This window comes from Vibrio sp. FF266 (genome assembly GCF_041439695.1).
Classification (GTDB): Bacteria; Pseudomonadota; Gammaproteobacteria; order Enterobacterales; family Vibrionaceae; genus Vibrio; species Vibrio tasmaniensis_A.
In genome coordinates this window covers 1-24,563 of the sequence record NZ_JBGOOO010000022.1, presented here as the reverse complement: position 1 = coordinate 24,563, position 24,563 = coordinate 1, and the positions used below count along the sequence as shown (strand labels likewise).

The 24,563-nt window shown below is 44.6% G+C and carries 27 protein-coding genes; 21 read left to right on the top strand and 6 right to left on the bottom strand.

What is annotated here, in order from left to right; all coding sequences use genetic code 11:
* Positions 1–46: 46 nt before the first annotated feature.
* Positions 47–676, top strand: a complete 630-nt coding sequence (gene msrA / locus ACED59_RS16065) for a peptide-methionine (S)-S-oxide reductase MsrA (RefSeq protein ID WP_017097555.1) — start codon at positions 47–49, stop codon at positions 674–676.
* A gap of 110 nt (positions 677–786) precedes the next feature.
* Here the strand turns inward: msrA and ACED59_RS16060 are convergent, their stop codons facing one another.
* Positions 787–987: a DUF1107 family protein gene (locus ACED59_RS16060; RefSeq protein WP_004735283.1), complete on the bottom strand. Its 201-nt coding sequence runs from the start codon at positions 985–987 to the stop codon at positions 787–789.
* A gap of 253 nt (positions 988–1,240) precedes the next feature.
* On the opposite strand from ACED59_RS16060, the gene ACED59_RS16055 reads away from it, so the two are divergent.
* The 7 genes from ACED59_RS16055 (at position 1,241) to ACED59_RS16025 (ending at position 6,950) form a co-directional block, all read left to right on the top strand.
* Complete coding sequence (locus tag ACED59_RS16055; protein WP_017097556.1) at positions 1,241–1,792, top strand: YtfJ family protein; 552 nt, start codon at positions 1,241–1,243, stop codon at positions 1,790–1,792.
* Between the two features lie 90 nt (positions 1,793–1,882).
* Complete coding sequence (locus ACED59_RS16050; RefSeq protein WP_017097557.1) at positions 1,883–2,173, top strand: DUF2607 family protein; 291 nt, start codon at positions 1,883–1,885, stop codon at positions 2,171–2,173.
* Between the two features lie 41 nt (positions 2,174–2,214).
* The gene (locus tag ACED59_RS16045; RefSeq protein ID WP_371705052.1) at positions 2,215–2,883 is read left to right on the top strand and encodes a DUF2796 domain-containing protein; all 669 of its coding nucleotides are present in this window, start codon (positions 2,215–2,217) and stop codon (positions 2,881–2,883) included.
* A gap of 141 nt (positions 2,884–3,024) precedes the next feature.
* Positions 3,025–3,741: an ABC transporter ATP-binding protein gene (locus tag ACED59_RS16040; protein ID WP_017097559.1), complete on the top strand. Its 717-nt coding sequence runs from the start codon at positions 3,025–3,027 to the stop codon at positions 3,739–3,741.
* Positions 3,738–4,997, top strand: coding sequence for an ABC transporter permease (locus ACED59_RS16035; RefSeq protein WP_017097560.1), 1,260 nt, complete (start codon positions 3,738–3,740; stop codon positions 4,995–4,997). The genes ACED59_RS16040 and ACED59_RS16035 overlap by 4 nt, the downstream gene beginning before the upstream one ends.
* Positions 4,998–5,011: 14 nt before the next feature.
* On the top strand, positions 5,012–5,527 hold the full coding sequence (locus tag ACED59_RS16030) for a DUF3299 domain-containing protein (RefSeq protein ID WP_009847763.1): 516 nt from the start codon (positions 5,012–5,014) through the stop codon (positions 5,525–5,527).
* A gap of 514 nt (positions 5,528–6,041) precedes the next feature.
* Positions 6,042–6,950 carry a TIGR03899 family protein gene (locus ACED59_RS16025; protein ID WP_012604888.1) on the top strand — a complete coding sequence of 303 codons (909 nt, stop codon included), beginning with the start codon at positions 6,042–6,044 and terminating at the stop codon, positions 6,948–6,950.
* A gap of 167 nt (positions 6,951–7,117) precedes the next feature.
* Here the strand turns inward: ACED59_RS16025 and cysC are convergent, their stop codons facing one another.
* The 4 genes from cysC to cysD form a co-directional block, all read right to left on the bottom strand.
* Positions 7,118–7,738 carry an adenylyl-sulfate kinase gene (gene cysC, locus ACED59_RS16020; RefSeq protein WP_017096581.1) on the bottom strand — a complete coding sequence of 207 codons (621 nt, stop codon included), beginning with the start codon at positions 7,736–7,738 and terminating at the stop codon, positions 7,118–7,120.
* A gap of 24 nt (positions 7,739–7,762) precedes the next feature.
* A complete protein-coding gene (locus ACED59_RS16015; RefSeq protein WP_009847766.1) occupies positions 7,763–9,487 on the bottom strand; it encodes an SLC13 family permease in 1,725 nt (574 codons plus the stop codon).
* A 65-nt stretch (positions 9,488–9,552) separates the two neighbouring features.
* The gene (cysN, locus tag ACED59_RS16010) at positions 9,553–10,983 is read right to left on the bottom strand and encodes a sulfate adenylyltransferase subunit CysN (protein WP_017096579.1); all 1,431 of its coding nucleotides are present in this window, start codon (positions 10,981–10,983) and stop codon (positions 9,553–9,555) included.
* A gap of 18 nt (positions 10,984–11,001) precedes the next feature.
* Entirely contained in the window at positions 11,002–11,946 is a 945-nt protein-coding gene (gene cysD, locus ACED59_RS16005) for a sulfate adenylyltransferase subunit CysD (protein ID WP_226974827.1), read from the bottom strand.
* Positions 11,947–12,361: 415 nt separating this feature from the next.
* Here cysD and ACED59_RS16000 point away from each other — a divergent pair, with 415 nt between their 5' ends.
* From ACED59_RS16000 to ACED59_RS15950, 11 genes are all read left to right on the top strand, one after another.
* Complete coding sequence (locus tag ACED59_RS16000) at positions 12,362–14,338, top strand: bifunctional 2',3'-cyclic-nucleotide 2'-phosphodiesterase/3'-nucleotidase (RefSeq protein ID WP_017096578.1); 1,977 nt, start codon at positions 12,362–12,364, stop codon at positions 14,336–14,338.
* A gap of 285 nt (positions 14,339–14,623) precedes the next feature.
* On the top strand, positions 14,624–15,211 hold the full coding sequence (locus ACED59_RS15995; RefSeq protein ID WP_017096577.1) for a DedA family protein: 588 nt from the start codon (positions 14,624–14,626) through the stop codon (positions 15,209–15,211).
* Complete coding sequence (locus tag ACED59_RS15990) at positions 15,208–16,341, top strand: ATP-grasp domain-containing protein (protein WP_012604894.1); 1,134 nt, start codon at positions 15,208–15,210, stop codon at positions 16,339–16,341. Before ACED59_RS15995 ends, ACED59_RS15990 begins: the two co-directional genes overlap by 4 nt.
* A 19-nt stretch (positions 16,342–16,360) precedes the next feature.
* A complete protein-coding gene (locus ACED59_RS15985; protein ID WP_017078811.1) occupies positions 16,361–16,903 on the top strand; it encodes a DinB family protein in 543 nt (180 codons plus the stop codon).
* 2 nt (positions 16,904–16,905) lie between these two features.
* Positions 16,906–17,655 carry an NRDE family protein gene (locus tag ACED59_RS15980; protein WP_017096576.1) on the top strand — a complete coding sequence of 250 codons (750 nt, stop codon included), beginning with the start codon at positions 16,906–16,908 and terminating at the stop codon, positions 17,653–17,655.
* A gap of 12 nt (positions 17,656–17,667) precedes the next feature.
* The gene (locus ACED59_RS15975; RefSeq protein ID WP_012604897.1) at positions 17,668–18,105 is read left to right on the top strand and encodes a YHS domain-containing (seleno)protein; all 438 of its coding nucleotides are present in this window, start codon (positions 17,668–17,670) and stop codon (positions 18,103–18,105) included.
* Positions 18,106–18,115: 10 nt separating this feature from the next.
* A complete protein-coding gene (locus ACED59_RS15970) occupies positions 18,116–18,559 on the top strand; it encodes a hypothetical protein (protein ID WP_017096575.1) in 444 nt (147 codons plus the stop codon).
* 12 nt (positions 18,560–18,571) lie between these two features.
* Positions 18,572–20,326 carry a lysophospholipid acyltransferase family protein gene (locus tag ACED59_RS15965; protein ID WP_017096574.1) on the top strand — a complete coding sequence of 585 codons (1,755 nt, stop codon included), beginning with the start codon at positions 18,572–18,574 and terminating at the stop codon, positions 20,324–20,326.
* A 71-nt stretch (positions 20,327–20,397) separates the two neighbouring features.
* Positions 20,398–20,964: a Crp/Fnr family transcriptional regulator gene (locus ACED59_RS15960; protein WP_017067547.1), complete on the top strand. Its 567-nt coding sequence runs from the start codon at positions 20,398–20,400 to the stop codon at positions 20,962–20,964.
* A 57-nt stretch (positions 20,965–21,021) separates the two neighbouring features.
* Positions 21,022–21,474 (top strand): GNAT family N-acetyltransferase, encoded by a 453-nt coding sequence (locus ACED59_RS15955; protein ID WP_017096573.1) that lies wholly within the window; start codon positions 21,022–21,024, stop codon positions 21,472–21,474.
* Positions 21,474–22,322, top strand: a complete 849-nt coding sequence (locus ACED59_RS15950; protein ID WP_017096572.1) for a DMT family transporter — start codon at positions 21,474–21,476, stop codon at positions 22,320–22,322. The genes ACED59_RS15955 and ACED59_RS15950 overlap by 1 nt, the downstream gene beginning before the upstream one ends.
* 59 nt (positions 22,323–22,381) lie before the next feature.
* On the opposite strand, the gene ACED59_RS15945 is transcribed toward ACED59_RS15950, so the two are convergent.
* Positions 22,382–22,960 carry a LysM-like peptidoglycan-binding domain-containing protein gene (locus ACED59_RS15945; protein ID WP_029223760.1) on the bottom strand — a complete coding sequence of 193 codons (579 nt, stop codon included), beginning with the start codon at positions 22,958–22,960 and terminating at the stop codon, positions 22,382–22,384.
* 213 nt (positions 22,961–23,173) lie between these two features.
* Here ACED59_RS15945 and ACED59_RS15940 point away from each other — a divergent pair, with 213 nt between their 5' ends.
* Together ACED59_RS15940 and ACED59_RS15935 are read left to right on the top strand one after the other, a co-directional pair.
* Positions 23,174–23,794: an FKBP-type peptidyl-prolyl cis-trans isomerase gene (locus tag ACED59_RS15940; RefSeq protein WP_008220519.1), complete on the top strand. Its 621-nt coding sequence runs from the start codon at positions 23,174–23,176 to the stop codon at positions 23,792–23,794.
* 134 nt (positions 23,795–23,928) lie between these two features.
* Positions 23,929–24,435, top strand: a complete 507-nt coding sequence (locus ACED59_RS15935; protein ID WP_017096570.1) for a DUF2780 domain-containing protein — start codon at positions 23,929–23,931, stop codon at positions 24,433–24,435.
* Positions 24,436–24,563: the final 128 nt, after the last annotated feature.

Sequence of the window (24,563 nt, the reverse complement as noted above, 5' to 3'; positions counted from 1 at the left end):
TTAAATAAAAGCCAGCGCGGTAAACGTATGCGAAAAGGAATATAACATGCTAAACAAACAACAACTGGTTTCTGCAGTAACCGCACTACCGGGAAATGCTGACCCAATTCGAATCACTGAGCACCATTTCGTCAATCAAACCGACCTGCTCGATGCGCCTACGGGCTCTCAACAAGAAGTCCTGTTTGGTATGGGATGCTTCTGGGGAGCTGAGCGTTTATTTTGGCAATTGGATGGCGTTATTTCAACATCCGTTGGTTACGCTGGCGGATACACGGTTAATCCCACTTATGAACAAGTATGTACTGGGCAAACCGGCCATACCGAAGTCGTTCGTGTCATATTTGATAGTGAACAAACCTCGTTAGCTCGAATACTTGAAACCTTTTGGGAGCGTCATGACCCAACTCAAGGGATGCGCCAAGGCAACGATTTAGGGACTCAATACCGTTCTGCGATCTACACCTTCAGTGAAGAGCAACAATCTATCGCTGAGCACTCTAAACGTGAATATCAACGAGCAATGACTGAATCTTTAGGCAACGAGATCACGACGGAAGTTCTGCCTGCTGGAAAATATTTTTTCGCAGAAACCTACCACCAGCAATACCTAGCTAAAAATCCGAATGGTTATTGCGGGTTGGGTGGAACAGGTGTCTGCTTCCCTCCACAATAAAGGGCCGTTCGACATACCATCGTGAACGACACGCATTAAAAAAGGGCTTCCATCAGGAAGCCCTTTTCATTGTTAATCTATTCGGTGCAAGACAAATCGATAAAGCTCAGTTACACCGGCAACGCTGCAATCGTGCCGTTAACTTCTTTAAAAATAGTGAGCTTTTGTTTGTCTGAAACTTCAGGAAGAAGCACCTTGCCTTGGTCGAAGCGAAACTCTCCGATACCTTCAATAGCAAACTGGCCTTTGAACAGGACTTTAACGAAACGCGCCACCTGATGTGGACGGTAAGTAGAAAACTTTCTTAACATAATACAACCTCAATTCCATTTGAGTACTACAGTCACATACCTGAACAGCGACGCTGTTCAAAGCATATTAAATCGCTAATTCCTTTAGCAAACAGCAAGATAATCTATTGTTCATCTCGATGTTGATGCATTATACCTTTTGGTAACAAACCTGCAACTTATTTCTACGTCGTACGATAAAAAAGTTAAAGAGGCATTTTTCAAATTTCATATTATACTTCCTGTGCAAACCAATAAGCGGAACAAAAATATAATGAAAAACAAAACTCTACTGGCTTTTTTAGCCGCAGCCTCTCCACTCTTCGCCAATGCTCACAACCTATCAGTAGGCGCTACCCTGCCTGCCATCGATGTGAGTAACTATGGTGAGATTGTTCTAAACGACGGAAATACTGGATATCAAGCTTGGGTAACCAATGATCTTCTTGGTAAAGTTCGCGTCGTTCAAGCTATCGCTGGCCGCAGCAGCTCTAAAGAGCTCAACGCACCACTGATGGCAGCCATTACCGCATCAAAATTCTCAGAAGACAGCTACCAAACCACTACCATCATCAACCAAGATGATGCAATTTGGGGGACTGGGTCTTTTGTTAAGTCGTCTGCCGAAAGCAGCAAAGAAGAATTTCCATGGTCTTCTATGGTCCTAGATGAAGACGGCGCCGTTGCGTCATCATGGGCTCTGAAAGAAGAAAGCTCAGCGATTATCGTTCAAGACAAGCAAGGTAAAATCTTGTTTGTAAAAGAAGGGGCATTAAACGAATCAGAAGTCACTCAAGTCATTGAGTTGATTAAAGCGAATCTTTAATAAGATATTCGCGTCTTTTTCGAGACCTAACCAAAGGATATTGTTATATTGTAACAGTATCCTTTTTTAATTCTGTGGTTAATTATCCTGATGTGGCAAAACACACCTAACAATGTGAAACGCAAAACCTGCTTTTTGCTAGGGCTGATGCTTATGCTAAGCCTGTTAGCCGCAACACATATTGTGGATATTCACCCAGAACACCACACTTCGCATCAATGTGAGCTGTTTTCGCTTAATCAGTTCATCACTGCGCACTCACTACCACAGATTCCAGAGTTCCATTCAGAATTTACTGTCGCTATCACAGAGTCAGTAACTTCACTACAGCGGCTATATTTCGCTTATTTGGCACGCTCACCTCCTGTAAATATCGCTTAATTACCACTACTTTTTAATTAACCTTTATTCAGGAAAAAAACATGAAACCTACTTTTTTAGCCGTTGCTATCGGCATGACTGTCTCTACAAATGTTCTAGCTAACGAAGAATTCCGCTCTCATGATGCACACGTACATGGTCAAGTTGAAGTAAACATCGCGCAAGATGGGCAAGAACTGCTTGTTGAAGTAACAGCTCCAGGCGCAGATGTGGTTGGGTTTGAACATGCTCCAGAAACTGCAGAACAGAAGAAAGTGTTTGAGCAGGCTATCGCACAATTAAACAAGCCAGAAGAGCTGTTTAGTTTTAACAATGCGAGTTGTACTCTGAAGTTCAAGTCAGTAGCAAACACCTTAGAAGGCGATCATGACGACCACGAAGGCCATGATCACGCTGATCACGCTGAGCACGATCATGACGACCACAAAGACCATGATCACGCTGAACACGATCATGATGACCACAAAGGCCATGACCACGCTGAGCACGATCATGATGACCACGAAGGTCATGACCACTCTGAAGGTGGCCACGGCGAATTCACCGTTGAGTACCATTACCAATGTTCAGACGTTGCTAAGCTAGACACAGTTAGCACTCAATGGTTCTCTAAGTTCGGTAATACAGAAAAAATGACTGTGAACTTACTAACAGACACAGCTCAAGTACAAGAAGTGCTTAACGCAGAGCGTATTAGTTTCCGATTCTAATCACTCCTAGATCGGATTAAACGTAAAATAAACAGCCAGGTAAGTCATCGCTTACTTGGCTGTTCAAATCGGTGTGTTCTGGGGAATTTATGCTTCAAATTACTGTCCAGTAGATACACCGCTTTAATTATTGGAGCTAGCATGTCTTCTGACAGTTCATCATTTGTGGTCAAACTCGAAAATATCAGCTTTCGTTGGAAGCCTGAATTACCACCAACGCTAGAGATCCCCTCTCTGTACATCCAAGCCCAAGAGCACCTTTTTATTAAAGGGCCAAGTGGTTGTGGAAAATCAACTTTGTTAGGGCTACTGACCGGAATCAACCAAGCTGAACAAGGAGAAGTCTCTATCCTTGATCAAGACCTCACTCAGCTTACACCTCGTCAAAGAGATAAATTCAGAGCCGATCATATTGGTTATATTTTCCAACAATTTAACCTGCTTCCTTATCTATCAGTTATCGATAACGTGACGCTTCCTTGCCAGTTTTCACAGATTCGTAAACAGCAAGTCGCTGAAAGCCAGAAAAGCTTACAAGAGACGGCTCGAGAGTTGTTACTCCGATTAAAGCTACCTCAAGCTTTAATGGACAAGCCCGTTACCGAGTTGAGCATAGGTCAACAACAACGTGTTGCTGCCGCTCGTGCTTTGATCGGCCAACCCAAAATCATTATTGCCGATGAGCCAACCTCAGCTTTGGATCATGACAACCGAGAAGCTTTTATCGAACTGTTGTTAGAACAAGCCAACCAGGCAGGTTCTACTCTTATCTTTGTTAGCCATGATCCAACACTAGAAAAGTTGTTCACTCGAACCATAGATTTAAAAACCGTTAATCAAGCTAAGGTTGTCGTATGAAAGTAATTACTCACTTAGCCTTAAAAAGCGTACTCAACCGTAAAGCCACGGCTATTCTCACTATTCTCACGGTGGCTGTATCCGTCATTCTCTTGCTCGGCGTAGAACGCGTTAGAACCGAAGCAAAAAGCAGCTTCGCCAATACGATTTCAGGTACTGATCTTATCGTTGGTGGCCGTTCTGGTCAGGTAAACCTGTTGCTTTACTCAGTATTCAGAATCGGTAATGCGACCAACAACATCGACTGGAAAAGCTATGAAGAATTTAGCCAGCACAACGCAGTAAAGTGGGCGATACCAATCTCATTGGGCGATTCACACAAAGGCTTCCGTGTGATGGGTACTAACCATAGCTACTTTGAAAACTATCGCTATGGAAGTAAGCAACCACTTACTTTTCAGCAAGGTAAAGAGTTTAATCAGCTATTTGACGTAGTGATTGGTGCCGACGTCGCGAAGAAGCTAGATTACAAAATCGGTGATCAAATCATTCTTGCGCACGGTATCAGTGATGTTGCGTTTAGCCGTCACGATAATCTGCCCTTCAAAATTGTCGGAATACTGGCACCAACTGGGACACCAGTAGATAAAACCGTGCATGTTTCGTTAGAGGCTATTGAAGCGATTCATGTTGGCTGGGAATCAGGTGCCAACCTCGGGCACACACCGAATGCTGAAGCGCTAAAGCAACGTGACTTCCAACCGAAGCAGATTACCGCGATGATGGTTGGCCTTAAATCGAAGATCCAAACCTTCGCACTGCAACGAGAAATCAATAACTACCGCCAAGAACCTTTGAGCGCCATTATGCCAGGCATTGCGCTTCACGAATTGTGGGGAATGATGGCCGTAGCAGAGCAAGCACTACTGATTGTTTCAGGGTTTGTGGTAATCGCGGGACTGTTAGGGATGCTGAGTAGTCTACTCACTAGCTTGCAAGAAAGACGTCGAGAGATGGCCATTCTGCGCGCGATGGGAGCAAGGCCTCGTCATGTGTTCGGTTTACTGATCAGTGAAGCAAGTGCCCTAACCTTCCTCGGTATCACATTGGGTGTTGCCGTGTTGTTTGCGCTAATCGCAGTAGTTGCTCCTATTGTGCAACAAAGTTATGGTATCAACATATCGGTATCCGCAATCACACCCCATGAGTGGAAACTGCTTATGTTGGTGCAAGTTGCCGGAATCATTATTGGCTTTATTCCCGCTTTCAGAGCTTACCGTCAGTCATTGTCTGATGGCATGACTATCCGAATCTAAAATAGGAACCTACGATGCAACGCAAATTCCTACTGATACTTGGGTTACTTATGTTCCCATTTATCAGCACAGCTCACGCTGAAACCACTCAGACTGACGAATCGGTATTAACACTCGATTGGATTGACTTGATTCCAGAGTCAGAGCGAGCACAACTCGACTCATTTGGTATGCCTATGGTTAACCACGACAGTATGGACAAACCTCAACAATCGACACTTGGCGCTGTTCGCCCAGAGCTGAATGGCAGCACAGTCAAGATTCCTGGCTTTGTGATTCCATTGGAAGGCGATGAGAACATGATCACTGAGTTTCTGTTAGTACCGTACTTTGGCGCATGTATCCACGTACCGCCACCGCCGCCGAACCAAATCATCTACGTGAAGTTCCCACAAGGCGCTCCAATCCAGCAGCTATGGGATGTGATTTATTTAGTAGGTACACTAAAAACCGAGTCAATAAGCCACGACTTAGCTCAAACCGGTTATCTTATTGAAGGTACTGCGATTGAAGAATATGACGACATGTAGTCATTAGAAGGGTGGCTCAAGGATGAGCTGCCGTCACTGAACGAGTGAGATCATTCAATAACAGTTTAATAACGATAATTTTATTCTAAATTATGCGATGTAATTAGACAAGTACGCTAGAACAGCGACATAAGTAGCGAGTAATAACCCTATACTAAGCTGTTTCTTCAGCTTGTTATCATTGACTTGATTCATAACTCCTCCTTGAGAATTACAACAAATTTAACATCTTATTATCATTAGCAAAAGTAAAATTTTGTTGAAACCTTCAACTCTGCACGCAAAATCTAGCCACCAATAAGATAAAGAGTTACATTTTAGACAGTTATACCAATCACAATAAGTAAGTGTTCAGAAATAGCGTAGGAAAAAGGCTTGAGAACAAGGCGGAGCTTTTTGATAAGTAGTTATTCTACAATCAAAAATTCTAACGCTGTTATCGAGCGTTTTAACAAGCTAGAGCGAGCAATTATTTACTACGATTGGTATTGAGTCGTCTCCTAACGGTACTCTTATGTCAGAAACCAAACAGCCAGTGATCATTGAGCATGCTAGCGATACACAGCAAAAGCATGAGAAAAAGCCTCATATTGCCGATAGTGCAAGCAGAATGCGGCACATCGCACAAAGCTTCGGCCTCGATTCCTTAATTAGTCATAGTGCAAAGCCAAACGATAAAGCTGAGAGTACGCTTATCGAACGGGCACTATTACGAGAGAAAAAACGTAGAGAACTTCGCCAAAAGAACCTAGAACAGATTCTAAAGTTGGCACACTCTTCATGTAAGGATGAAGCGGCTGGAGACCCTGATCAGGACTGGCTATACCGTTTCTTCGATATGGCACAAGAGATCCACAATACATCGATGCAGAGGCTGTGGGCTCAAGTACTGAAACGAGAAGTCACCAACCCAGGCTCGACGTCGATGAAAGCGCTGCAGATCTTAAAAGACATGACACCAAAAGAAGCGCTCACCCTGCAAAGAGCAGCGTCACTGGGTTGTAGCTTTGGTAGCGATAACAGCAGAAAACTGTTGCTCGGCTTTAAATCCCATGCAGGAATCTTCAGCTTTGGTAAAAGGGACACCACCAACACCATCAATCTTGGTGGACACAACCTTCCCTACTCTAGCTTGCTCCACTTGATTGAACTCGGGATTATTCTGGGCACAGAATTAGAATCTGGAGAGATTGATTTCGATCCAGCTCTGCACTTAACTTATCAAGGTAAGGGCATGTCACTGGCACCATTATCAAAAGGGGTGAAGCTGATTTACTACCGATTCAGCCCAACAGGCAATGAGCTTTGCAACTTACTTGGCAACAAGCCTAACACGCAGTATTACGACCAACTGATTGCGCTATTGAGCCAAAAGTTTACGGTTCAAACAGAAGTTAAAAGCAGTGTGAACTACACCGTCTAGACAATCGATACTGTAAAAAATAGACGGTGTACGCTGTGAAGAGTATTGATAAGAGTGAAGAGAATCTAGAGGATAAGGTTCTTGTCTCGGAAAACCAAGGCTGCACTATTTATCCGTAGTGAATTAAGCAGATAAACAGGAGAGTAGCCTTAGTCATACCAGCGATCTCAATTGGATAAAATATTACGCTTCTCTAAAGCATCAATACACAATTCGACCAGTTCATCGAGTGTCTTTTCGCCCGCAGGAAGATCTATCTCAGGATGCTTAGGCGCTTCGTACACTGAACTAATACCAGTAAAGTTCGGGATGTCTCCAGCGCGTGCTTTTTTATACAGACCTTTCGGGTCTCGCTGCTCACACACCTCAAGTGGTGTGTTTACAAATACCTCAAGAAACTCACCTTCCGGCAATAAGTCTCGCACCAACTGTCTTTCAGCTTGATGTGGGGAAATAAACGCTGACAAGACGATCAAACCCGCATCCGCCATCAATTTAGCGAGCTCACCAATACGACGAATATTCTCTCGACGGTCTTGCTCTGAGAAGCCAAGGTCGCTACATAACCCATGACGGACATTGTCACCATCCAATAAGTAAGTATGGTAACCAAGCTGTGCCAAGCGGTTTTCTAATGCTCCAGCAACTGTCGACTTCCCAGAACCAGATAATCCAGTGAACCAGAGCACCGCTGGTTTCTGTGATTTCAGATCCGCACGAAATGTTTTATCAATCGAGTGTTGATGCCACACAACATTCTCATCTTTTGGTTTGAGTACTGCGGTCATAATTAGTCCTTTAAATAAACAGCATTAAAATGGGAAAAAGTAAGGAATCAGGGTCAGCACCAAGCCCGAATAGACAATCGAGATTGGGATGCCGATACGTAGATAATCCGTGAGATGATAATTACCTACGCTATAAACAAGTAAATTAGTTTGGTAGCCGTATGGCGAAATAAAACTGGCACTGGCACCAAATAGAACCGCCATAATGAATGGCATAGGGTCAACGCCATAGCCGATAGCCATGCTATAGCCGATTGGGAAAGAGAGTGCTGCGGCCGCATTATTGGTAACAAGTTCTGTCAGAACCAAGGTCATAAAATAGGTCGCGACTAACGCACCAAACACGCCCCAGCCATTAAAGGCTTCCATAAACATCAACCCCATCCGCTCAGACAAACCCGATGAAATCATCAGTTGAGCAATAGACAGAGCGGAGCCAACGATCACCACAATATCAACCGGAAAACGGCGACGGAGTTCACCCAGTTGCACCACACCAAAGGCCACCAGCAACAGTAAGAAACCAGCCAGCCCTTTGATAATCGGCACGACTTCAGCAAGGGCTAGACCAATCACACTGGCAAAACCGAGCAATACAAACGTCGATTTATCCGCATCAAGCTTGGCACTCGAGTCCAAGTCATTCATCAACACAAACTCTTTGTTGTGTTGCTGGCGTTGTTCTTCAAAGCGTTTGCCGGGAACCAAAATCAAGGTATCACCAGCGGTCAATGTGATATTCCCTAGCCCACCTTCAAGGCGCTCATGGCCACGACGAATAGCAACCACCACCGCATCGAAACGATCTCTAAACTGGCTGGTTTTCAGGGTTTTATTACAGAAGCTTGCAGACGAACTCACTACTACTTCAACAAAGCTCTGGCCGTTTAGATGATGCTGGCCAAACAGGGTCAACCCTTGAATTTCTTGTAGTGTCGCTACGCTTTCAACGTCGCCACAAAACAGCAACCGGTCACGGGCTTGAAGAATAAAATCAGGGTCAATCGAAGCCGTGGTCTTACCGTCGCGAATCACTTCGGCTAAGAACAGTTTTCTCAAAGCTCTGAGATTATTTTCGCTAACACTGCGGCCAACTAACGGTGAGCCAGGTTCAACTCGCGCCTCTAGAAAGTAAGGCAGATCGTCCTGCGACCCATCATCGTAGCTTGGTAAGAAGTAACTCAGAGGGATAAGAATCAAAACACCACCCACCAAGACCGCTAAACCGATCAAGGTTGGTGTGAAAAAGTTTAAGCTTGGCAATCCCGCATCTTCAACAAAACTATTGATGATCAAATTGGTTGAAGTGCCGATCAATGTCAGGGTTCCGCCTAAAATGGCAGCGTATGACAAAGGGATAAGTAACTTAGATGGCGCGTGCTGTTGATTGCGTTTGATCGCTCCGATCAAAGAGACAACCACCGCTGTGTTATTAGTAAAAGAAGAAAGTAGCGCTGTGGAAATACCCAACTTCGCAACCACGGTACCTAGCCTACCTTCAGAGATATTGCGGCTAACCCAGCTGATTAAGCGAGTTTTCTCCAACGCACTTGATGCGAGGATCAGAAGAATTAAAGTCAGTAACGAGGAGTTAGTGAAGTTATTGGCTAGGCTCGACAAGTCGATCATACCAGCCATAAAAGCAATAAAAGCCGCGCCAGCAAAGATAAAGCTTGGCTTAATACGGGTAACGAGCAGGCAAGTAATGATGCCGAGCAAAATCGCTAATACAAATCCTTGTTGCCACATATACCCGTCCTTTATGGCGGAAACAATCGGTTTCCGCCTGATTCAATAAGCTGTTACTTAGTCGTTTATGACTTCAGTAGTTGGCTTAGATCTTTGGCATCCCAATGAGGGAAGTGCTTGCGTACCAATGCGTTGAACTCAAGTTCAAATGCAGAGAAGTTACCGACTTGCTGTTCAACAGAGTCCAAACGGTCTCGAATCAAACCAGCACCAACCGTCACATTAGTCAGGCGGTCGATAACAATGAAACCACCGGTGTCCGCACTCTCACGGTATTTATCCAGCGCTACGGTCTCGTTCAATGACCATTCACACAAACCAATACCATTCAGTGGCAACTCATCAACAGCGTGAGTCGACAGGTTGTTGATATCATATTGATGACGAACCGTTTCAACCTGACCGACGGTTTTCTTACCTGCGATCTTGATGTCGTAAGCTTTACCCGGTTGCAGTGGTTGCTCTGTCATCCACACGATGTCTGCCAATACATGGTTGGTTGATTCAATCTGTGCATTTTCTAGCACAATCAAATCACCACGGCTGATATCGATTTCATCTTCAAGAGTCAATGTTACCGCCAAACCCGCTTGTGCTGATTCAAGTTCACCATCAAAGGTCACAATGCTTGCCACCTTAGAGGTTTTACCTGAAGGCAACGCCTTGATTTTATCACCGACGCTGACACGACCAGAAGCCACGGTGCCGGCAAAGCCACGGAAATCTAAGTTAGGACGATTGACATACTGCACAGGGAAACGGAATTCGCCCGCAGAACGTTTTTGGTCAATGTCTACGTTCTCTAACACTTCTAATAGCGATGGACCTTCGAACCATTCAAGCTCTTTGCTTGGCGCAGCAACGTTAATACCTTCAAGTGCCGAAACGGGCAGAATCTGAATATTAGTTTCGCCCTCTAGGTTTTCAGCAAACTCTAGGTACTGATCGCGAATCTCCTCAAAACGATCTTGCGAGTACTCGACGAGATCCATTTTGTTGACTGCGACGATGAAATGCTTCAAACCAAGCAGGTTAGAAATAAACGAGTGACGACGTGTTTGATCCAGTACACCCTTACGAGCATCAATCAAGATCACAGCCAGATCACACGTTGAAGCGCCTGTTGCCATATTACGCGTGTACTGCTCATGCCCAGGGGTATCAGCAATAATGAATTTACGTTTTTGAGTCGAGAAGTAGCGATAAGCCACATCGATCGTGATGCCTTGCTCACGCTCAGCCTGTAAACCATCAACAAGCAATGCCAAGTCAGGTTTCTCACCTGTAGTACCCACTCGTTGGCTATCAGAGTGAACCGCTGCTAGCTGATCTTCATAAATCTGTTTTGTATCATGGAGCAAGCGACCGATTAAGGTACTTTTACCGTCATCTACCGAGCCACAAGTTAAAAATCTAAGCATAGATTTATGCTGATGCTGACTTAGATAACCTTCAATCCCTAGTTCAGCCAATTCGGCTTCTACTGCACTATTCATTTTTCTTTCCTTAGATTCTTAGAAATAACCTTGGCGCTTTTTCAGCTCCATAGAGCCCGACTGATCATGGTCAATCGCTCGACCTTGACGCTCACTGGACGTCGCCACCAGCATCTCTTCAATAATGCCTGTTAGCGTATTCGCCTCAGATTCAACGGCTCCGGTTAGTGGGTAACAGCCCAAAGTACGGAAGCGAACGCTTTTTTCTTCAATCACTTCACCTTCTTGCAGTTCCATACGGTCATCATCAACCATGATCAGCATGCCATCACGCTCAACCACAGGACGTTTATCAGATAGGTAAAGCGGAACAATATCGATGCTCTCTAGGTAGATGTATTGCCAGATATCAAGCTCAGTCCAGTTAGATAGTGGGAAGACACGAATGCTTTCGCCCTTATTAACCTGACCGTTGTAGGTGTGCCAAAGCTCTGGACGCTGGTTTTTTGGATCCCATGTATGGTTCTTATCGCGGAAAGAATAAACACGCTCTTTTGCTCGAGATTTTTCTTCATCACGACGCGCACCACCAAAAGCGGCATCGAACCCGTACTTGTTTAACGCCTGCTTAAGGCCTTGAGTTTTCATGATGTCTGTATGCTTAGAAGAGCCATGTACGAATGGGCTACACCCCATCTCAATACCTTCTGGGTTCTTATGTACTAAAAGGTCGAAGCCGTACTTTTTAGCCGTACGATCACGAAACTCAATCATCTCGCGGAATTTCCAATCCGTATCTACATGCAATAGTGGGAATGGAATCTTGCCTGGATAAAACGCTTTGCGAGCTAAATGAAGCATCACAGAAGAATCTTTACCGATGGAGTACATCATCACTGGGTTATCAAACTCAGCAGCAACTTCACGGATAATATGAATACTTTCCGCTTCAAGCTGTTTTAGGTGGGTTAAACGTTCTTGGTCCATTTCAGTGCTTCCTTTAAGGCTCGCAGTACGAGCAATTCATTACTTGGTCTTGCCAAGCAAGGGATTTAACTCATCCACTTGAGTGAATGGGAGTATTGGCACTAGAAGAAAACAGAAGCTTCGTTTTGAGCTATCCTTGCTATTCATCTGCCTGATACGTCCTTGATATAGGCATTATGACGAGCCTCTCATATTACTGGAAATTCTAAAATTTCATTTTTTATTCGAAAAGCTGATAAGGGATGAGATTCATCGATAAATTGGTGAAATGAATGGACTAATATTATCGATATCAGTTGCGCATCGATTGAGCAGCTTTGGGAGGTGTCTTGCAGAACACTATAAAGTAATCGATCTAAGTCACGAATTAACATTCGCTGTAATCATTGTTTCATTCCATTTTGTTACATTACGCAACGAATTTTCTACTAATCCACTTTGGAGCTCCAAAATGAAAGTTGCAATGAAACCTTTGTCATTGGCTGTACTTGCTGGTCTTGGTCTGACTTTAGCTGGCTGCACAACAACACCAGATACCGATGAAGTGATTAAATTACGTGTCGTAGAAACGACGGATATCCATACCAACCTAATGGATTACGACTACTACAAAGACAAGCCGTCGAAAAAAATCGGCTTAGCACGTACTGCAACTCTAGTAAAAGAAGCTCAAAGCGAAGTAACCAACAGCGTATTAGTTGATAACGGTGACTTGCTGCAAGGTAGCCCGATGGGTGACTACATGGCAGACAAAGGCATCGAGGCTGGCGAAGTTCACCCTGCATATAAAGCAATGAACCAACTAAGCTACGACGCTGCAAACCTAGGTAACCACGAATTCAACTACGGTCTTGAGTTCCTAGAAGAATCTATTAACGACGCTGATTTCCCGTACATCAGTGCTAACGTTTACGACGCAGAAACCAAAGAACACTACTTCACGCCATACATCATCAAGACGCACACCTTTGAAGATACTGCTGGCGTAGAACATGAAGTAAAAGTGGGTTACATCGGTTTTGTTCCACCACAAATCATGACGTGGGATAAGAAGAACCTTGAAGGCAAAGTGATCGCTCGCGATATCATTGAGACAGCTAACGAGTTAGTGCCTCAAATGAAAGCGGAAGGCGCTGAAGTAATCGTTGCTATCCCTCACTCAGGCGTATCAACTGACCCGTACAAAAATGGCGAAGAGAACTCAACGTTCTACCTATCTGAAGTAGACGGCATTGATGCAATCGCATTTGGTCACTCTCACGCAGTATTCCCAGGAAAAGGTTTTGATGACATTCAAGGCATCAACAACGAAACGGGCACAATGAACGGCGTTGCGGCTGTAATGCCAGGCCGCTGGGGTAGCCACGTTGGTGTTATGGATCTAACACTTGCACAAAAAGACGGTAAGTGGGAAGTTGTTAAAGGCCAATCAGAAGCACGCCCAATCTACGACAAGGTAGAAAAGAAATCTCTTGCTGCTGCTGATGAAGGCATCGTTTCTGCACTAGAAAAAGACCACGCAGGTACTCGTGAGTTTGTTAACCAACCGATTGGTAAAGCAGACGATGTGATGTACAGCTTCTTGTCTCTAGTACAAGACGATCCAACTGTTCAAATCGTGAACCTTGCGCAAAAAGATTACGTTGAGCAGTTCATCCAAGGTGATCCAGACTTAGATGGCACACCTGTACTTTCAGCAGCTGCACCATTCAAAGCAGGCGGCCGTAAGAATGACCCAGCGAACTTCACTGAAGTTGAATCTGGTCAACTGACATTCCGTAACGCGGCTGACTTATACCTTTACCCGAACACGCTAGTTGCAATGAAGGTAACAGGCCACGAAGTAAAAGAGTGGCTTGAGTGTTCTGCTGGTCAATTCCAACAAATAGATGTTAATTCGACCGCACCACAGCAGTTGGTTGAATGGGACGGCTTCCGCACTTACAACTTTGATGTCATCGATGGCGTTGAGTACCAAATCGATGTTACACAACCAGCAAAATACGATGGTAACTGTAAAGTTATTAATGAAGGCTCTGAGCGTATCGTAGGTCTAACTTACCAAGGTAAGCCGATCGACGTGAAGCAAGACTTCCTGATCGCAACCAACAACTACCGAGCATACAGCAATAAGTTCCCAGGTACGGGTGAAGACTTCATCGCATTTGATGCACCAGATGAGAACCGTACTGTTCTTGCGAACTACATCTCTCGCGTAAGTAAAGAGCAAGGTCAAGTTAGCCCAACGGCTGATAACAACTGGTCATTTGCGCCAATCAAAACGGATAAAAAGCTAGATATCCGCTTTGAAACATCTCCAAGCGACAAAGCGGCAGAGTTCATCAAAGAAAAAGGGCAATACCCGATGAAACGTGTTGCGACTGACGATGTTGGTTTTGCTGTTTACCAGATTGACCTAACTAAATAGATTGCTTAAGTAATCCATAGTTAACGTTCTGAAAGGCTGAGTTTAACGACTCAGCCTTTTTCTTTTGTTATTTATAAACCGAATCCACTGCCCTACTTTTCTCACCGTAAACACCCGCTAATTCAACCCCCAAACAGCACCACTCAAACCGTCAATCGATTTAAGTCCCCACAAAAAAACACTAATCAGCTGTAAGTTTTTCTCTGCTCCTCCTGTCTATTTAATTTACTACACTCAATGAATGGCCAATAAGCCATTCATCTATAGGATAGATAAGGGTATTTGATGAGCACCGTCGAGAGTATTCAAGCATGGTTAAATACAGGAGAAGAATCGCTGCTATGGCTGATGCTTGGCATTATCGCGCTTTCTTACTTGCTTGAAGATCTGGCGATTGTTACAGCGGCAGGTTTAGCAACTCAAGGACTCATGCTTCCTCAATATGCGTTGCTTGCCATTTTCATCGGCATTGCCACAGGTGATCTCGGTCTCTACTACCTAGGCAAATCAGGACGTTATTTCCGCGGCGTTCGCTACAAAGCCCTCACCAACCGATACTTTCGTGCACTTCGTACTAAATTACGTCAAAACGCTTTCAGCAGTCTTTTTGTCATCCGCTTTATTCCTGGGCTTCGTACCGTCGGTTTTACCTTAAGTGGCTTTTTCGCAATCCCACTGCCTACTTTCTTGTTTGCCGTTATTAGTGCCACTGCGCTCTGGACTGGCATTGTCTTCTCTGCCATCTACTATTTAGGGACATCAGCGTGGCTGCAAGCCTCTGAATATCAATGGATCATCATCCCGTGTGCCATCGCTTTGCTGTTTATCGGCAATCGATTAATGAATAGAACCTACTCTAGAGGATTATCATGAGTTCACCGCAAGATATTCGCATCATTCCAGCACATCAAATCAATGCAGGTATGCCCTTGCTTGAAAAAGATACCGTGCGCAGTGTCTCTCCTTATGAGTTTCTTCCAACGTGGTTCTTCTACACGCCAGTGGTGATTCAAAGCCTGATGCAAGGGTTGCGGCACTTTGACTGGGCACTGCCGCTCATCGCCAACCCGAGTATTAAGTTAAGCGGCATGGTCGGCGAATCAAAACACGAGATACTGAGCCTTGCTGGATCATCGAGTCAGCGTTGGATCTCTCCGTTTATCACCTTAACCAAAACGGATCTTAGCAGTAAGAAACAAGCCGAAGATGCGCGCAGCGCACTCATACAGTCGGATCTCGATTTCCCGATTGTGGCTAAACCGGATCTTGGCTGTCGAGGTGTTGGCGTTAAGCTGATCAACACACAAGATCAACTTGAGCAGTATGTTGAGTCTTTCCCAAATAATGCTCGCTTTCTATTGCAAGAAAAGGCGCCTTATCAAGCCGAGGCGGGTGTTTTCTATGTTCGCTACCCAAATAAAAAGCAAGGCGAGATCATCTCGATCACACTCAAGTACGCACCAATGGTGACGGGTGATGGCAGCTCGACACTCAAGCAGTTAATTGAAAATAGCCCGCGTGCTGGGCAGCTTAGTCACCTGTATCTACCGAGACATGAAGATAAATTAGATCAAGTGCTCGCAGAGGGCGAAGAGTTCCAACTCGCGTTCGCAGGTAGCCATAGCCGTGGCTGTATCTTCCGAGACGGTAATCAATACATCACTCAGGCTTTAACCGAACGCTTAGATGAGATATTCGACGACTTCGATGGCTTTCACTTTGGTCGACTCGACGTCAAATTCAAGGACATGCACAGCCTAATGAACGGCGAGGACTTCACTATCCTTGAGGTCAATGGCGCAAGCAGTGAGGCCGGGCACATCTGGGATCGCAACACACCGCTACGAGAGATATTTTCGACGCTACTTCTGCAATACCGCATTCTTTTTGATATTGGTGCTCAACAGAAACAAAGAGGCCACCAGTCTCCTTCTTTTAAGAGCTTATATAACGCGTGGCAAGAAGAGCGACGTCTTGTTCAACAATATCCGACCACCGATTAACTTTGTACGAGGATCATGAATGAACCCCATAGCCCAACCGAGCGCCCTAACTTCTTTCTCTCCTAGTATCAAGGGAGCGGTAGAGATATTGAATCAGGGTTTAGAGTTTTTGTTAGCGATATCTGACAGCGACTATCTGACACGAGCAAAGCCGCACGTCACAAGTTCTATTGGTGAGCATACCCGTCACACGCTCGATCTTTTTCACGCTTTGATTTTAAAAGAGAATGCGACCGTTGATTACAACACTCGTCGTCGTGGTCACCCCGTCGAATTCGACAGGTCGATTGCGTTGAAAGAGATCCATTACGTGATCAACTGGCTTGAACGATTAGACCGCAGAGATCTCGAAGCGCCCATCATGATCCAAACCGAAGTTTCAATGGATACACAAGTGTTTGCCAGCCTGCCTTCTACGCTAGAAAGAGAGGTCACCTTTGCCGCGCTGCATGCCAATCATCATTACGCGATGATCAAGGTGATCACGACCTTTCTTGATGTCGAAACATGCAACACCTTTGGTTATGCCCCAACCACCAGCAGCTATTTGAGGGAGCAATAATCATGTGTTCAGTATCTTGGCTGCTTGAAGACAATGGCTATCAGGTCTTCTTTAATCGTGATGAACAAAAGACACGGACACTGGCGATGCCACCTAAACAATATCGAGTTAACGGCGTCGATATCATCATGCCACTCGACCCAACCGGCGGTGGTAGCTGGATCAGTATCAATGAGTTCGGGCTTTCGTTATGCCTACTCAATAACTATCAAGGCATCGTTCCTGATGGACTTTTAGTCAGCCGTGGTTTGTTACTCAAGAACCTATCATCGAGTCGTAATATCAGTCAGCTCTCTGAAGCATTTCATAAGCTCGATCTGCACTCTTTTGCCCCATTTACCTTGCTAGCTTTCGCGCCGAACTTAACTCAACACCATGGCTTGGTTATCGCCTATATGTGGGATGGCATTCAACAAAAAATAGTCGAAACCGACTCTCCGCTGTTCTCATCCGGTGTTGATTTAGAGCGAGTGCAAGCCTATCGACAAGCAAAATACGATCAGCTTATGGCTACGGGTAAGAATCAACAGAACTTACTTCAATTTCACTCTCACCATCACAGCGAACAACCTCATTTAGCGACCTGTATGCATCGTGAAGACGCGCACACAGTGAGCTTTACACACTTACGCAATCTACACGGCCAAGCCTCTATGTTTTACGTACCCGGCTCGCCTTGTGAACCCATTAAACCATGCCAGATAAATCAACAGCGTTTTACCTTCGATTTATCACCAGCAATCAATCTATAGATGGAGTCCATCATGAGAAAACTATTAACCATGGTCATGCTACTTGTTAGCCCTTACGTCTTTGCCGCCGATGAAATCTACACAGGGTTCTTTAGCAGCAAGGCGCTCGATGGCTACGACACTGTGGCTTACTTCACTTCAGGTAAGCCCATTGAAGGCAGTAAAAAATTCAGCACCGAGTACAAAGGCGCAGACTGGTATTTCTCTTCTGAAAAGAATCTGACTTTATTTGTTAATAATCCTGAAAAATATGCCCCTCAATATGGTGGCTATTGCGCTTGGGCTGTTTCAGCAAAAAGTGATTTTGCACCCGGAGACCCGAATCAATGGACGATTGTTGATAACAAGCTTTACCTCAACTACGACCAAGAGATTAAACAGCGTTGGGAACAAGACCGAGCGCAACATATTCAAAAAGCCGACACCATTTGGCCGCAACTGATCAAATAAGGGAATAACCATGACATTCACTCCAGCTAAACATATCCCTGCGGCATTTATTGCGTTTGTGTTCATTCAGTCGCTGTTTTTTAAGTTCACAGGCTCATACGAAACTGAGCATATCTTTGGCACCTTAGCGACATGGTCTGGCTTAAGTTGGTTCGGTTCATTTGGCGGCTACTTGATTGGGTTCGCTGAATTGATTGCTGCCATTTTACTGTTTACTCGTTGGCATGGCTTGGGTGCCATCATGAGTGTGGGAATTATGAGTGGTGCGATTTTCTTCCACCTGTTTACACCACTCGGTATTCAAATGCCTGAGTTTAATGCAGCGGGTGAAATTGTCGGTTATGACGGCGGATTACTGTTTGGTATGGCATGCCTAGTGTGGTTGTGCGGTGCATTTTTAAGTGTGAAAGATTTCAAGAATCAAGACGGTTTCCTAAACAACTTTAGTCAATAAGGTAGCTTCATTATGATTGATAGTCCTTTTCGTTTACCACGTTACACGCCTTTTGGTTTAGGTGAGTCTGTTGTCGAGTGGGCAACTGGGCTATCTAAGCTAGATAAACTCTATCAAGATAGACCTGATGAGTTATCTAGTTTTGAATTCATGCATCACACCCTGTCGGCATTGAATATCGACTATTCTATTTCAGCAGGCGCCACTGACAATATTCCTGAAGAAGGACCGGTTGTGATTGTGGCTAACCACCCGCTTGGCGCGATTGAAGGTGTGATCCTTGCTGATCTCGTAGGATCGGTAAGGAAGGATGTGAAGGTGTTGGCGAATGAGTTGCTCAAGCGACTACCTGAACTGGATGATCTTTTCATCGGAGTCGATGTCTTTAATAGTAAAGAATCAAAACGAACCAACGCTAAAGCCATTCGAGATGCCAATCGTCATTTGGCAGGCGGGGGGCTATTGATTGTGTTCCCTGCGGGCGAAGTATCGAGTTACCGTAAAGGGGCAAAAACACTGACAGACATCGAATGGAGCAAATCGGTTGCCAAGTTCGTCAAACGTCATCAGGCAACTACGGTTCCTATCTTTATCAATGGTAAAAACAGCGAGCTTTTCTACCAAGCTGGACGAGTTCATCCACTGCTAAGAACGGCTTTACTTGGCCGTGAACTTCTTAATAAACGAGCGACTACCATCTCTATCTCTATTGGCTCTTCAATCCCATACTCAGAGATAAAATCGTTTGAACAAGAGATGGATATCGTCAACTATCTGCGACTCAATACCTATCTGATGAGTCAACAAGATAGCCCTAGTACGCCAATCCATGCGCCCTCTTTTGACACTCAGGTTATTGCGCCTATTCCATCAGAAGTACTCTCTATAGAAGTCGCGTCACTTCCTCAAGAAATGAGATTACTGGAACAGGGAGATTTTGAGGTGTACTGCACACCGAGCCAGTCGATCCCCAATTTAATGCGCGAGATTGGTCGAGTAAGAGAGGAGAGCTTTAGAGAGGTCGGCGAAGGCAGCGGGCTTGCCTGTGATTTAGATGAGTATGACCTTTACTACCATCAACTGTTTGTGTGGAACAAAGCCAAGGCTGAATTAGTCGGTGCATATCGACTTGGTATGGTCGACAAGTTGATCGCTGAGCACGGGCTTGATCAACTCTATTCCCGCAGTCTGTTTAACTACAATCAAGAATTCATCGATACTTTAGACAACAGTATCGAGCTTGGGCGTTCTGTAGTGAGCAAGCCTTATCAAAAGAGCCTTAACTCACTATTACTATTGTGGAAAGGTATCGCGGCCTTCGTGTATCGTCATCCTCAATACACTCACCTATTCGGCCCAGTCAGTATCAGTAATGATTACAGCCACAATGCGCGTCTGTTGATTGCGACGACCTTATCGATACATCATTATGACGAAGAAAAAGCAAACCTGGTTTCTCCTTCTTCACCACTCAATACCAGTAATCATGTGTTCTGGCAAAATCATCTGTTATCGTCATTGGCGAGTGTTCCTCTGCTCTCTAAAGTGTTAGCGCGTATGGAGCAAGGAAAAGGCCTGCCAGTACTACTCCGCCAATACCTAGGGATGAACGGTAAGTTGGTGTGCTTTAACGTCGACCCATCATTTAATGATGCTCTGGATGGCTTGATTGTGGTTAACCTTAAGAAAGTACCACTGAAAACTCTTGGTAAATACATGGGTAGAGAACTTGCTCAAGATTATCTAGCACAGCACGCTCGACGCTGATTTAGCCCGCTCTGTACCTAAACTCAAATAAGTGCGATGATTTCGACACTTATTTGGGTTAGGTTATTTCCATGCACACCTCTTTTATCGAACAACTACAAAGCTTCGACTTCTCTGAAAGTCAGATTGAATCTCTATTAGCCGTCGCGAAACCACTTGAGCTACCAACCAGACACATCCTGATCAATCAAGGTGAAATGGCGAGTTCAATCTACTTTGTACTTGAAGGCTTGTGCCACGCTTGTTATCTCACTGATGACGGCAAGCAATACAGCAAAGAGTTCTACTGGGAACAAGATTGGATCATCGGCTTTGAGAGTCTGATAAAAAACCAAGCGTCCCCTTACCTATTAGAAACGCTCACACCAATTACTATGTTAGAACTGCCAATGAACGCAGTTATCGAGTGGCGCGCATCAAACAACCCTTTGTATTTAAAGTTATTAGAAACTCAGCTGATGCATAAGGAAAACAAAGAACGCTTTATGCTGCTCTATACTCCAGAGCAACGCTATCAACTTTTCTGCGAACATTATCCCGACCTTGAACAGCGCTTGAACGACAATCAAATTGCTGCTTACCTCGGTATAACCGCGATCAGCCTGAGCAGAATCAAAGGTCGAATTAACAATAGTTAATGCCAACAATCATCGCACATAGTACATTCAGAGCATCGATAATCTCTGGATGTAAACATGATCACTTGGCACTCAATTCCCTTCTCTGAACTTTCAACACAGCAGCTTTATCAACTACTTCAATTACGAGTAGATGTGTTCGTCGTTGAACAAAATTGCCCTTATCCAGAACTCGACGGTAAAGATACACTCGCGGGTGTTGAACACTTGCTTGGCTATGCTGATGCAGAGTTAGTGGCGTGTGCACGCTTGTTACCACCAGGAACTTCTTACGACAACACGAGCATCGGTCGAGTGGCAACGAAGCAATCGGCAAGAGGTGATGGTTTAGGGCATCAATTGATAAAAGAAGCGTTAACACGCTGTGAGGCTCTTTGGCCGAGCAAGACCATCGATATTGGCGCGCAACAACACCTAGAAAACTTCTATGCGAATCACGGGTTCGAAACTATCTCTGAGATGTATCTGGAAGACGATATTCCGCATGTAGACATGAGATTTGAAAAGTAATGACGAATATCACTGTCGGTATTCTATTGTTGGTTGCAGGTAACTTGTTTGCCTCGCTTTCCGACGTAGCGGTAAAACTGTTGAATGGCGAAGTACCGCCTCTTCAGTATATTTTTTTCCGACAGTTGATATCTCTGCTCATCATCACCCCTTTGTGGCTACAACAGAAAAAAGAACAACGACGCTTACAACAAGCTAAAGTGACCTTTATTCGAGGACAACTGATCCTAATCGGCAGCGGATGTATGGTCGTCGCGATCACCCACCTTTCTTTGGCTACCGCCAACGCAGTATTTTACGTCGCGCCCCTGTTGATGTTACCTCTCTCTATGTTTCTACTGAAAGAGCAACCGGCACTTGGCAAGGTTATCGCCACCACTATCGGTTTTATTGGTGCATTGATTGTCTTGAGGCCATCACAATTTCATTGGGCAGCACTGTTTGCTTTGGGTACAGCACTCACCCTCGCACTATTCAATGTATTGGTAAGAAAGCTTCCTAGTGAGCAAACGGTGGTCACTACGCTGTGGTGGACAACCTTATGCTCTATTCCAGCCTCATTAGTACTGTGCTTCTTATACTGGCAGCCGGTGTCTGTGGAGCATTTGGGATACATAGCATTAAGTGCGACGCTAATCTTAAGCTACAACGGACTTGCGGTCGCTGCCTACCAAAAAGCACACTCTAGTCAAATTGCCTTGGCTGAATACTCAGGCTTAGTGTTTGTCGCCATAATAGGCGCGATATGGTTTGATGAGATTCCAGATACGTTAACCTTTATCGGAATTATGCTCATCATCTTACCGCTTGCACCTTTCAAGCGACCAAAAAAAAGAGCTAATCATTAGCTCTTTTCTATCGACTATCTGTATCTGACAAAACGCTTAAACGCAGGCTCAGAATTGAGCTACTTACTACGGCCAAAGCCACCGTCTGACAATCGGAAAAACATCACCGAAGTGTTGCCTTTTTCTAGCTGAAGAATGTCTAGTTTCCCGGTCTCGGCGAGTTTGAATCGAACTAGCTGGCCTTTACGAATCTGACTAAGTGGTTTGTCTGCCCCTTCAATACGCACTAGCGCGTTCAAGTCAGACAACGGTAAGTCGTTATTTCGAAAAACCTGCGCTAACGTATCCCCTTGCTTAACAAGATACTCTTGCCAACTGGTTAGCTCAGAAGAATTACTTTTAGCATTTTTCTGCTCGCTTAAGCCAACAGTATTTATCTCAAGCTCAACACGAGATGTTGCTGGTGCGTTGTCTACTTTAGGCTCTGGTAGCGGTGTAAACAATAAGATTAATATGATCGGCGAAATCACCATCAATAATTTCTGGTGTAATTTCGGCAATGATCCCCAAGTTTGCACTGTTGAGGTTTTCATTTTCTTTAGATCGATCGAGCTTAGTTTCTCTTTGACCTGATTCAGTCGGTCCTTGAACTCTGCTAAGTGGTCTACTTTCTGTTTTTTCTTTTGACGACGATTCATGCCACTGCGTCCTATACATTGAATAACTACAGTATAAAAACCAAAGTACCAACAGTATAGATCTTTCCGCGACAACAGAGAGCAAAGCAAGAAAATTGACATAGCTGTGATTTGGACACGGTAAAGCGTAAGTGATCAGAGGCTAGCCGTTTATTCAGGCTGCTAATACTGGTATTCTTACCCTTTTAGTACTGACAAAAAGAGTGACTTTTCATGTCTGAAGTAAAATTTGAAACTGTAGAGCAAAAAGCTAGCTACGGTATCGGTCTACAAATGGGCCAACAACTTGCTGGTTCTGGTCTTGAAGGCCTAAACGTTGATGCAATCGCTGCTGGTATCGCAACAGCTCTAGTTGGCGACATGCCAGCTATCGAAGTTGACGAAATCAACAACGCACTACAAGAGCTACACACTCGTGGTGAAGCTGCACGTCAAGAACTAGCTAAAGCTGCTGCTGCTGACGGCGAAGCTTTCCTAGCTGACAACGCTCTTCGTTCAGAAGTTACAGTTCTTGAGTCTGGTCTTCAGTACGAAGTACTAACTGAAGGTACTGGCGAAATCCCAACTGCAGACAAGCAAGTGCGCGTTCACTACCACGGCGAACTAACTGACGGTACAGTTTTCGATAGCTCTGTATCTCGCGGTCAACCTGCTGAATTCCCAGTAACTGGCGTAATTCAAGGTTGGGTACAAGCTCTACAAATGATGCCTGTTGGCTCTAAGTGGAAGCTATACATCCCTCAAGATCTAGCATACGGTGAGCGTGGCGCAGGTGCTGCAATCCCACCATTTGCTGCTCTAGTATTCGAAGTAGAACTTCTAGCAATTCTTTAATTTCTATAAAAACCTTTAGTAAAACAAAAAACTATAGGTAAATTAGACTGAATTAGCTCAACGGCGATGTGACTACATCGCCGTTTTTCGTTTATAGTGAAAGAGTAAATTACTTTATTACTTAAGGACGAATAATGAAGAAAGTACTCATCACCGTTTTAAGCAGCCTTGCTGTGGTATCTTGCGCTAGTACTAGCGAGTCAGAACAAGTTAGCCCAACTTCTGATATTAACTATTCCCAACTATCACAAACAGCCCTTATGGCCGCTGTAGACATGTGGTCTCAAAAAAATGAAGCAACACCATTTACGAGCACCCTTGCTAATTCCCTAAGTGACAAAGCATCTGTAACAAATGAGCAAGCTATAGGTGGAGTAGGCTCCATGCTAGCTCTTGCCCAAAATACCCTTGATAACTTTGACAACCAAGAGCTCGAAATGCTTTTCCCTGGAATGTCGACGCTTGATTCTACCGGTTTAACGTCAGTATTGGACTCAAAAACATCTGTTGAAAATGCATTTTCAGGATTAGGTATGGATTCATCAATGGTTGCGGCGTTTGCACCAATCATTATTCAAGGGCTAGAGTCACAAGGCGCAACAAGCGGTCTCGTTGATTCACTCGAAGCTATTTGGTTGTAATAACCAGTGATTAATAATTGATTTAAAATACTTAAAGGGCGCTTCGGTGCTCTTTTTTGTGCGCTGAACAAAAGAGATACGAGATACGAGATACGAGATACGAGATACGAGATACGAGATACGAGATA

Excerpts from the sequence above, each read along its gene's own strand:
- ACED59_RS15985 (WP_017078811.1), top strand. The coding sequence starts at position 16,361 with ATGAACCCCATAGCCCAACCGAGCGCCCTAACTTCTTTCTCTCCTAGT.
- ACED59_RS16015 (WP_009847766.1), bottom strand. The coding sequence starts at position 9,487 with ATGTGGCAACAAGGATTTGTATTAGCGATTTTGCTCGGCATCATTACT.
- ACED59_RS15955 (WP_017096573.1), top strand. The coding sequence starts at position 21,022 with ATGATCACTTGGCACTCAATTCCCTTCTCTGAACTTTCAACACAGCAG.
- ACED59_RS16055 (WP_017097556.1), top strand. The coding sequence starts at position 1,241 with ATGAAAAACAAAACTCTACTGGCTTTTTTAGCCGCAGCCTCTCCACTC.
- ACED59_RS15950 (WP_017096572.1), top strand. The coding sequence starts at position 21,474 with ATGACGAATATCACTGTCGGTATTCTATTGTTGGTTGCAGGTAACTTG.
- ACED59_RS15965 (WP_017096574.1), top strand. The coding sequence starts at position 18,572 with ATGATTGATAGTCCTTTTCGTTTACCACGTTACACGCCTTTTGGTTTA.
- ACED59_RS16060 (WP_004735283.1), bottom strand. The coding sequence starts at position 987 with ATGTTAAGAAAGTTTTCTACTTACCGTCCACATCAGGTGGCGCGTTTC.
- msrA (WP_017097555.1), top strand. The coding sequence starts at position 47 with ATGCTAAACAAACAACAACTGGTTTCTGCAGTAACCGCACTACCGGGA.
- ACED59_RS16000 (WP_017096578.1), top strand. The coding sequence starts at position 12,362 with ATGAAAGTTGCAATGAAACCTTTGTCATTGGCTGTACTTGCTGGTCTT.
- cysN (WP_017096579.1), bottom strand. The coding sequence starts at position 10,983 with ATGAATAGTGCAGTAGAAGCCGAATTGGCTGAACTAGGGATTGAAGGT.
- ACED59_RS15990 (WP_012604894.1), top strand. The coding sequence starts at position 15,208 with ATGAGTTCACCGCAAGATATTCGCATCATTCCAGCACATCAAATCAAT.
- ACED59_RS15940 (WP_008220519.1), top strand. The coding sequence starts at position 23,174 with ATGTCTGAAGTAAAATTTGAAACTGTAGAGCAAAAAGCTAGCTACGGT.
- ACED59_RS16040 (WP_017097559.1), top strand. The coding sequence starts at position 3,025 with ATGTCTTCTGACAGTTCATCATTTGTGGTCAAACTCGAAAATATCAGC.
- ACED59_RS15970 (WP_017096575.1), top strand. The coding sequence starts at position 18,116 with ATGACATTCACTCCAGCTAAACATATCCCTGCGGCATTTATTGCGTTT.
- ACED59_RS16030 (WP_009847763.1), top strand. The coding sequence starts at position 5,012 with ATGCAACGCAAATTCCTACTGATACTTGGGTTACTTATGTTCCCATTT.
- ACED59_RS15945 (WP_029223760.1), bottom strand. The coding sequence starts at position 22,960 with ATGAATCGTCGTCAAAAGAAAAAACAGAAAGTAGACCACTTAGCAGAG.
- ACED59_RS16025 (WP_012604888.1), top strand. The coding sequence starts at position 6,042 with ATGTCAGAAACCAAACAGCCAGTGATCATTGAGCATGCTAGCGATACA.
- ACED59_RS15935 (WP_017096570.1), top strand. The coding sequence starts at position 23,929 with ATGAAGAAAGTACTCATCACCGTTTTAAGCAGCCTTGCTGTGGTATCT.
- ACED59_RS16045 (WP_371705052.1), top strand. The coding sequence starts at position 2,215 with ATGAAACCTACTTTTTTAGCCGTTGCTATCGGCATGACTGTCTCTACA.
- ACED59_RS15980 (WP_017096576.1), top strand. The coding sequence starts at position 16,906 with ATGTGTTCAGTATCTTGGCTGCTTGAAGACAATGGCTATCAGGTCTTC.
- cysC (WP_017096581.1), bottom strand. The coding sequence starts at position 7,738 with ATGACCGCAGTACTCAAACCAAAAGATGAGAATGTTGTGTGGCATCAA.
- ACED59_RS15975 (WP_012604897.1), top strand. The coding sequence starts at position 17,668 with ATGAGAAAACTATTAACCATGGTCATGCTACTTGTTAGCCCTTACGTC.
- ACED59_RS16050 (WP_017097557.1), top strand. The coding sequence starts at position 1,883 with ATGTGGCAAAACACACCTAACAATGTGAAACGCAAAACCTGCTTTTTG.
- ACED59_RS15995 (WP_017096577.1), top strand. The coding sequence starts at position 14,624 with ATGAGCACCGTCGAGAGTATTCAAGCATGGTTAAATACAGGAGAAGAA.
- ACED59_RS16035 (WP_017097560.1), top strand. The coding sequence starts at position 3,738 with ATGAAAGTAATTACTCACTTAGCCTTAAAAAGCGTACTCAACCGTAAA.
- ACED59_RS15960 (WP_017067547.1), top strand. The coding sequence starts at position 20,398 with ATGCACACCTCTTTTATCGAACAACTACAAAGCTTCGACTTCTCTGAA.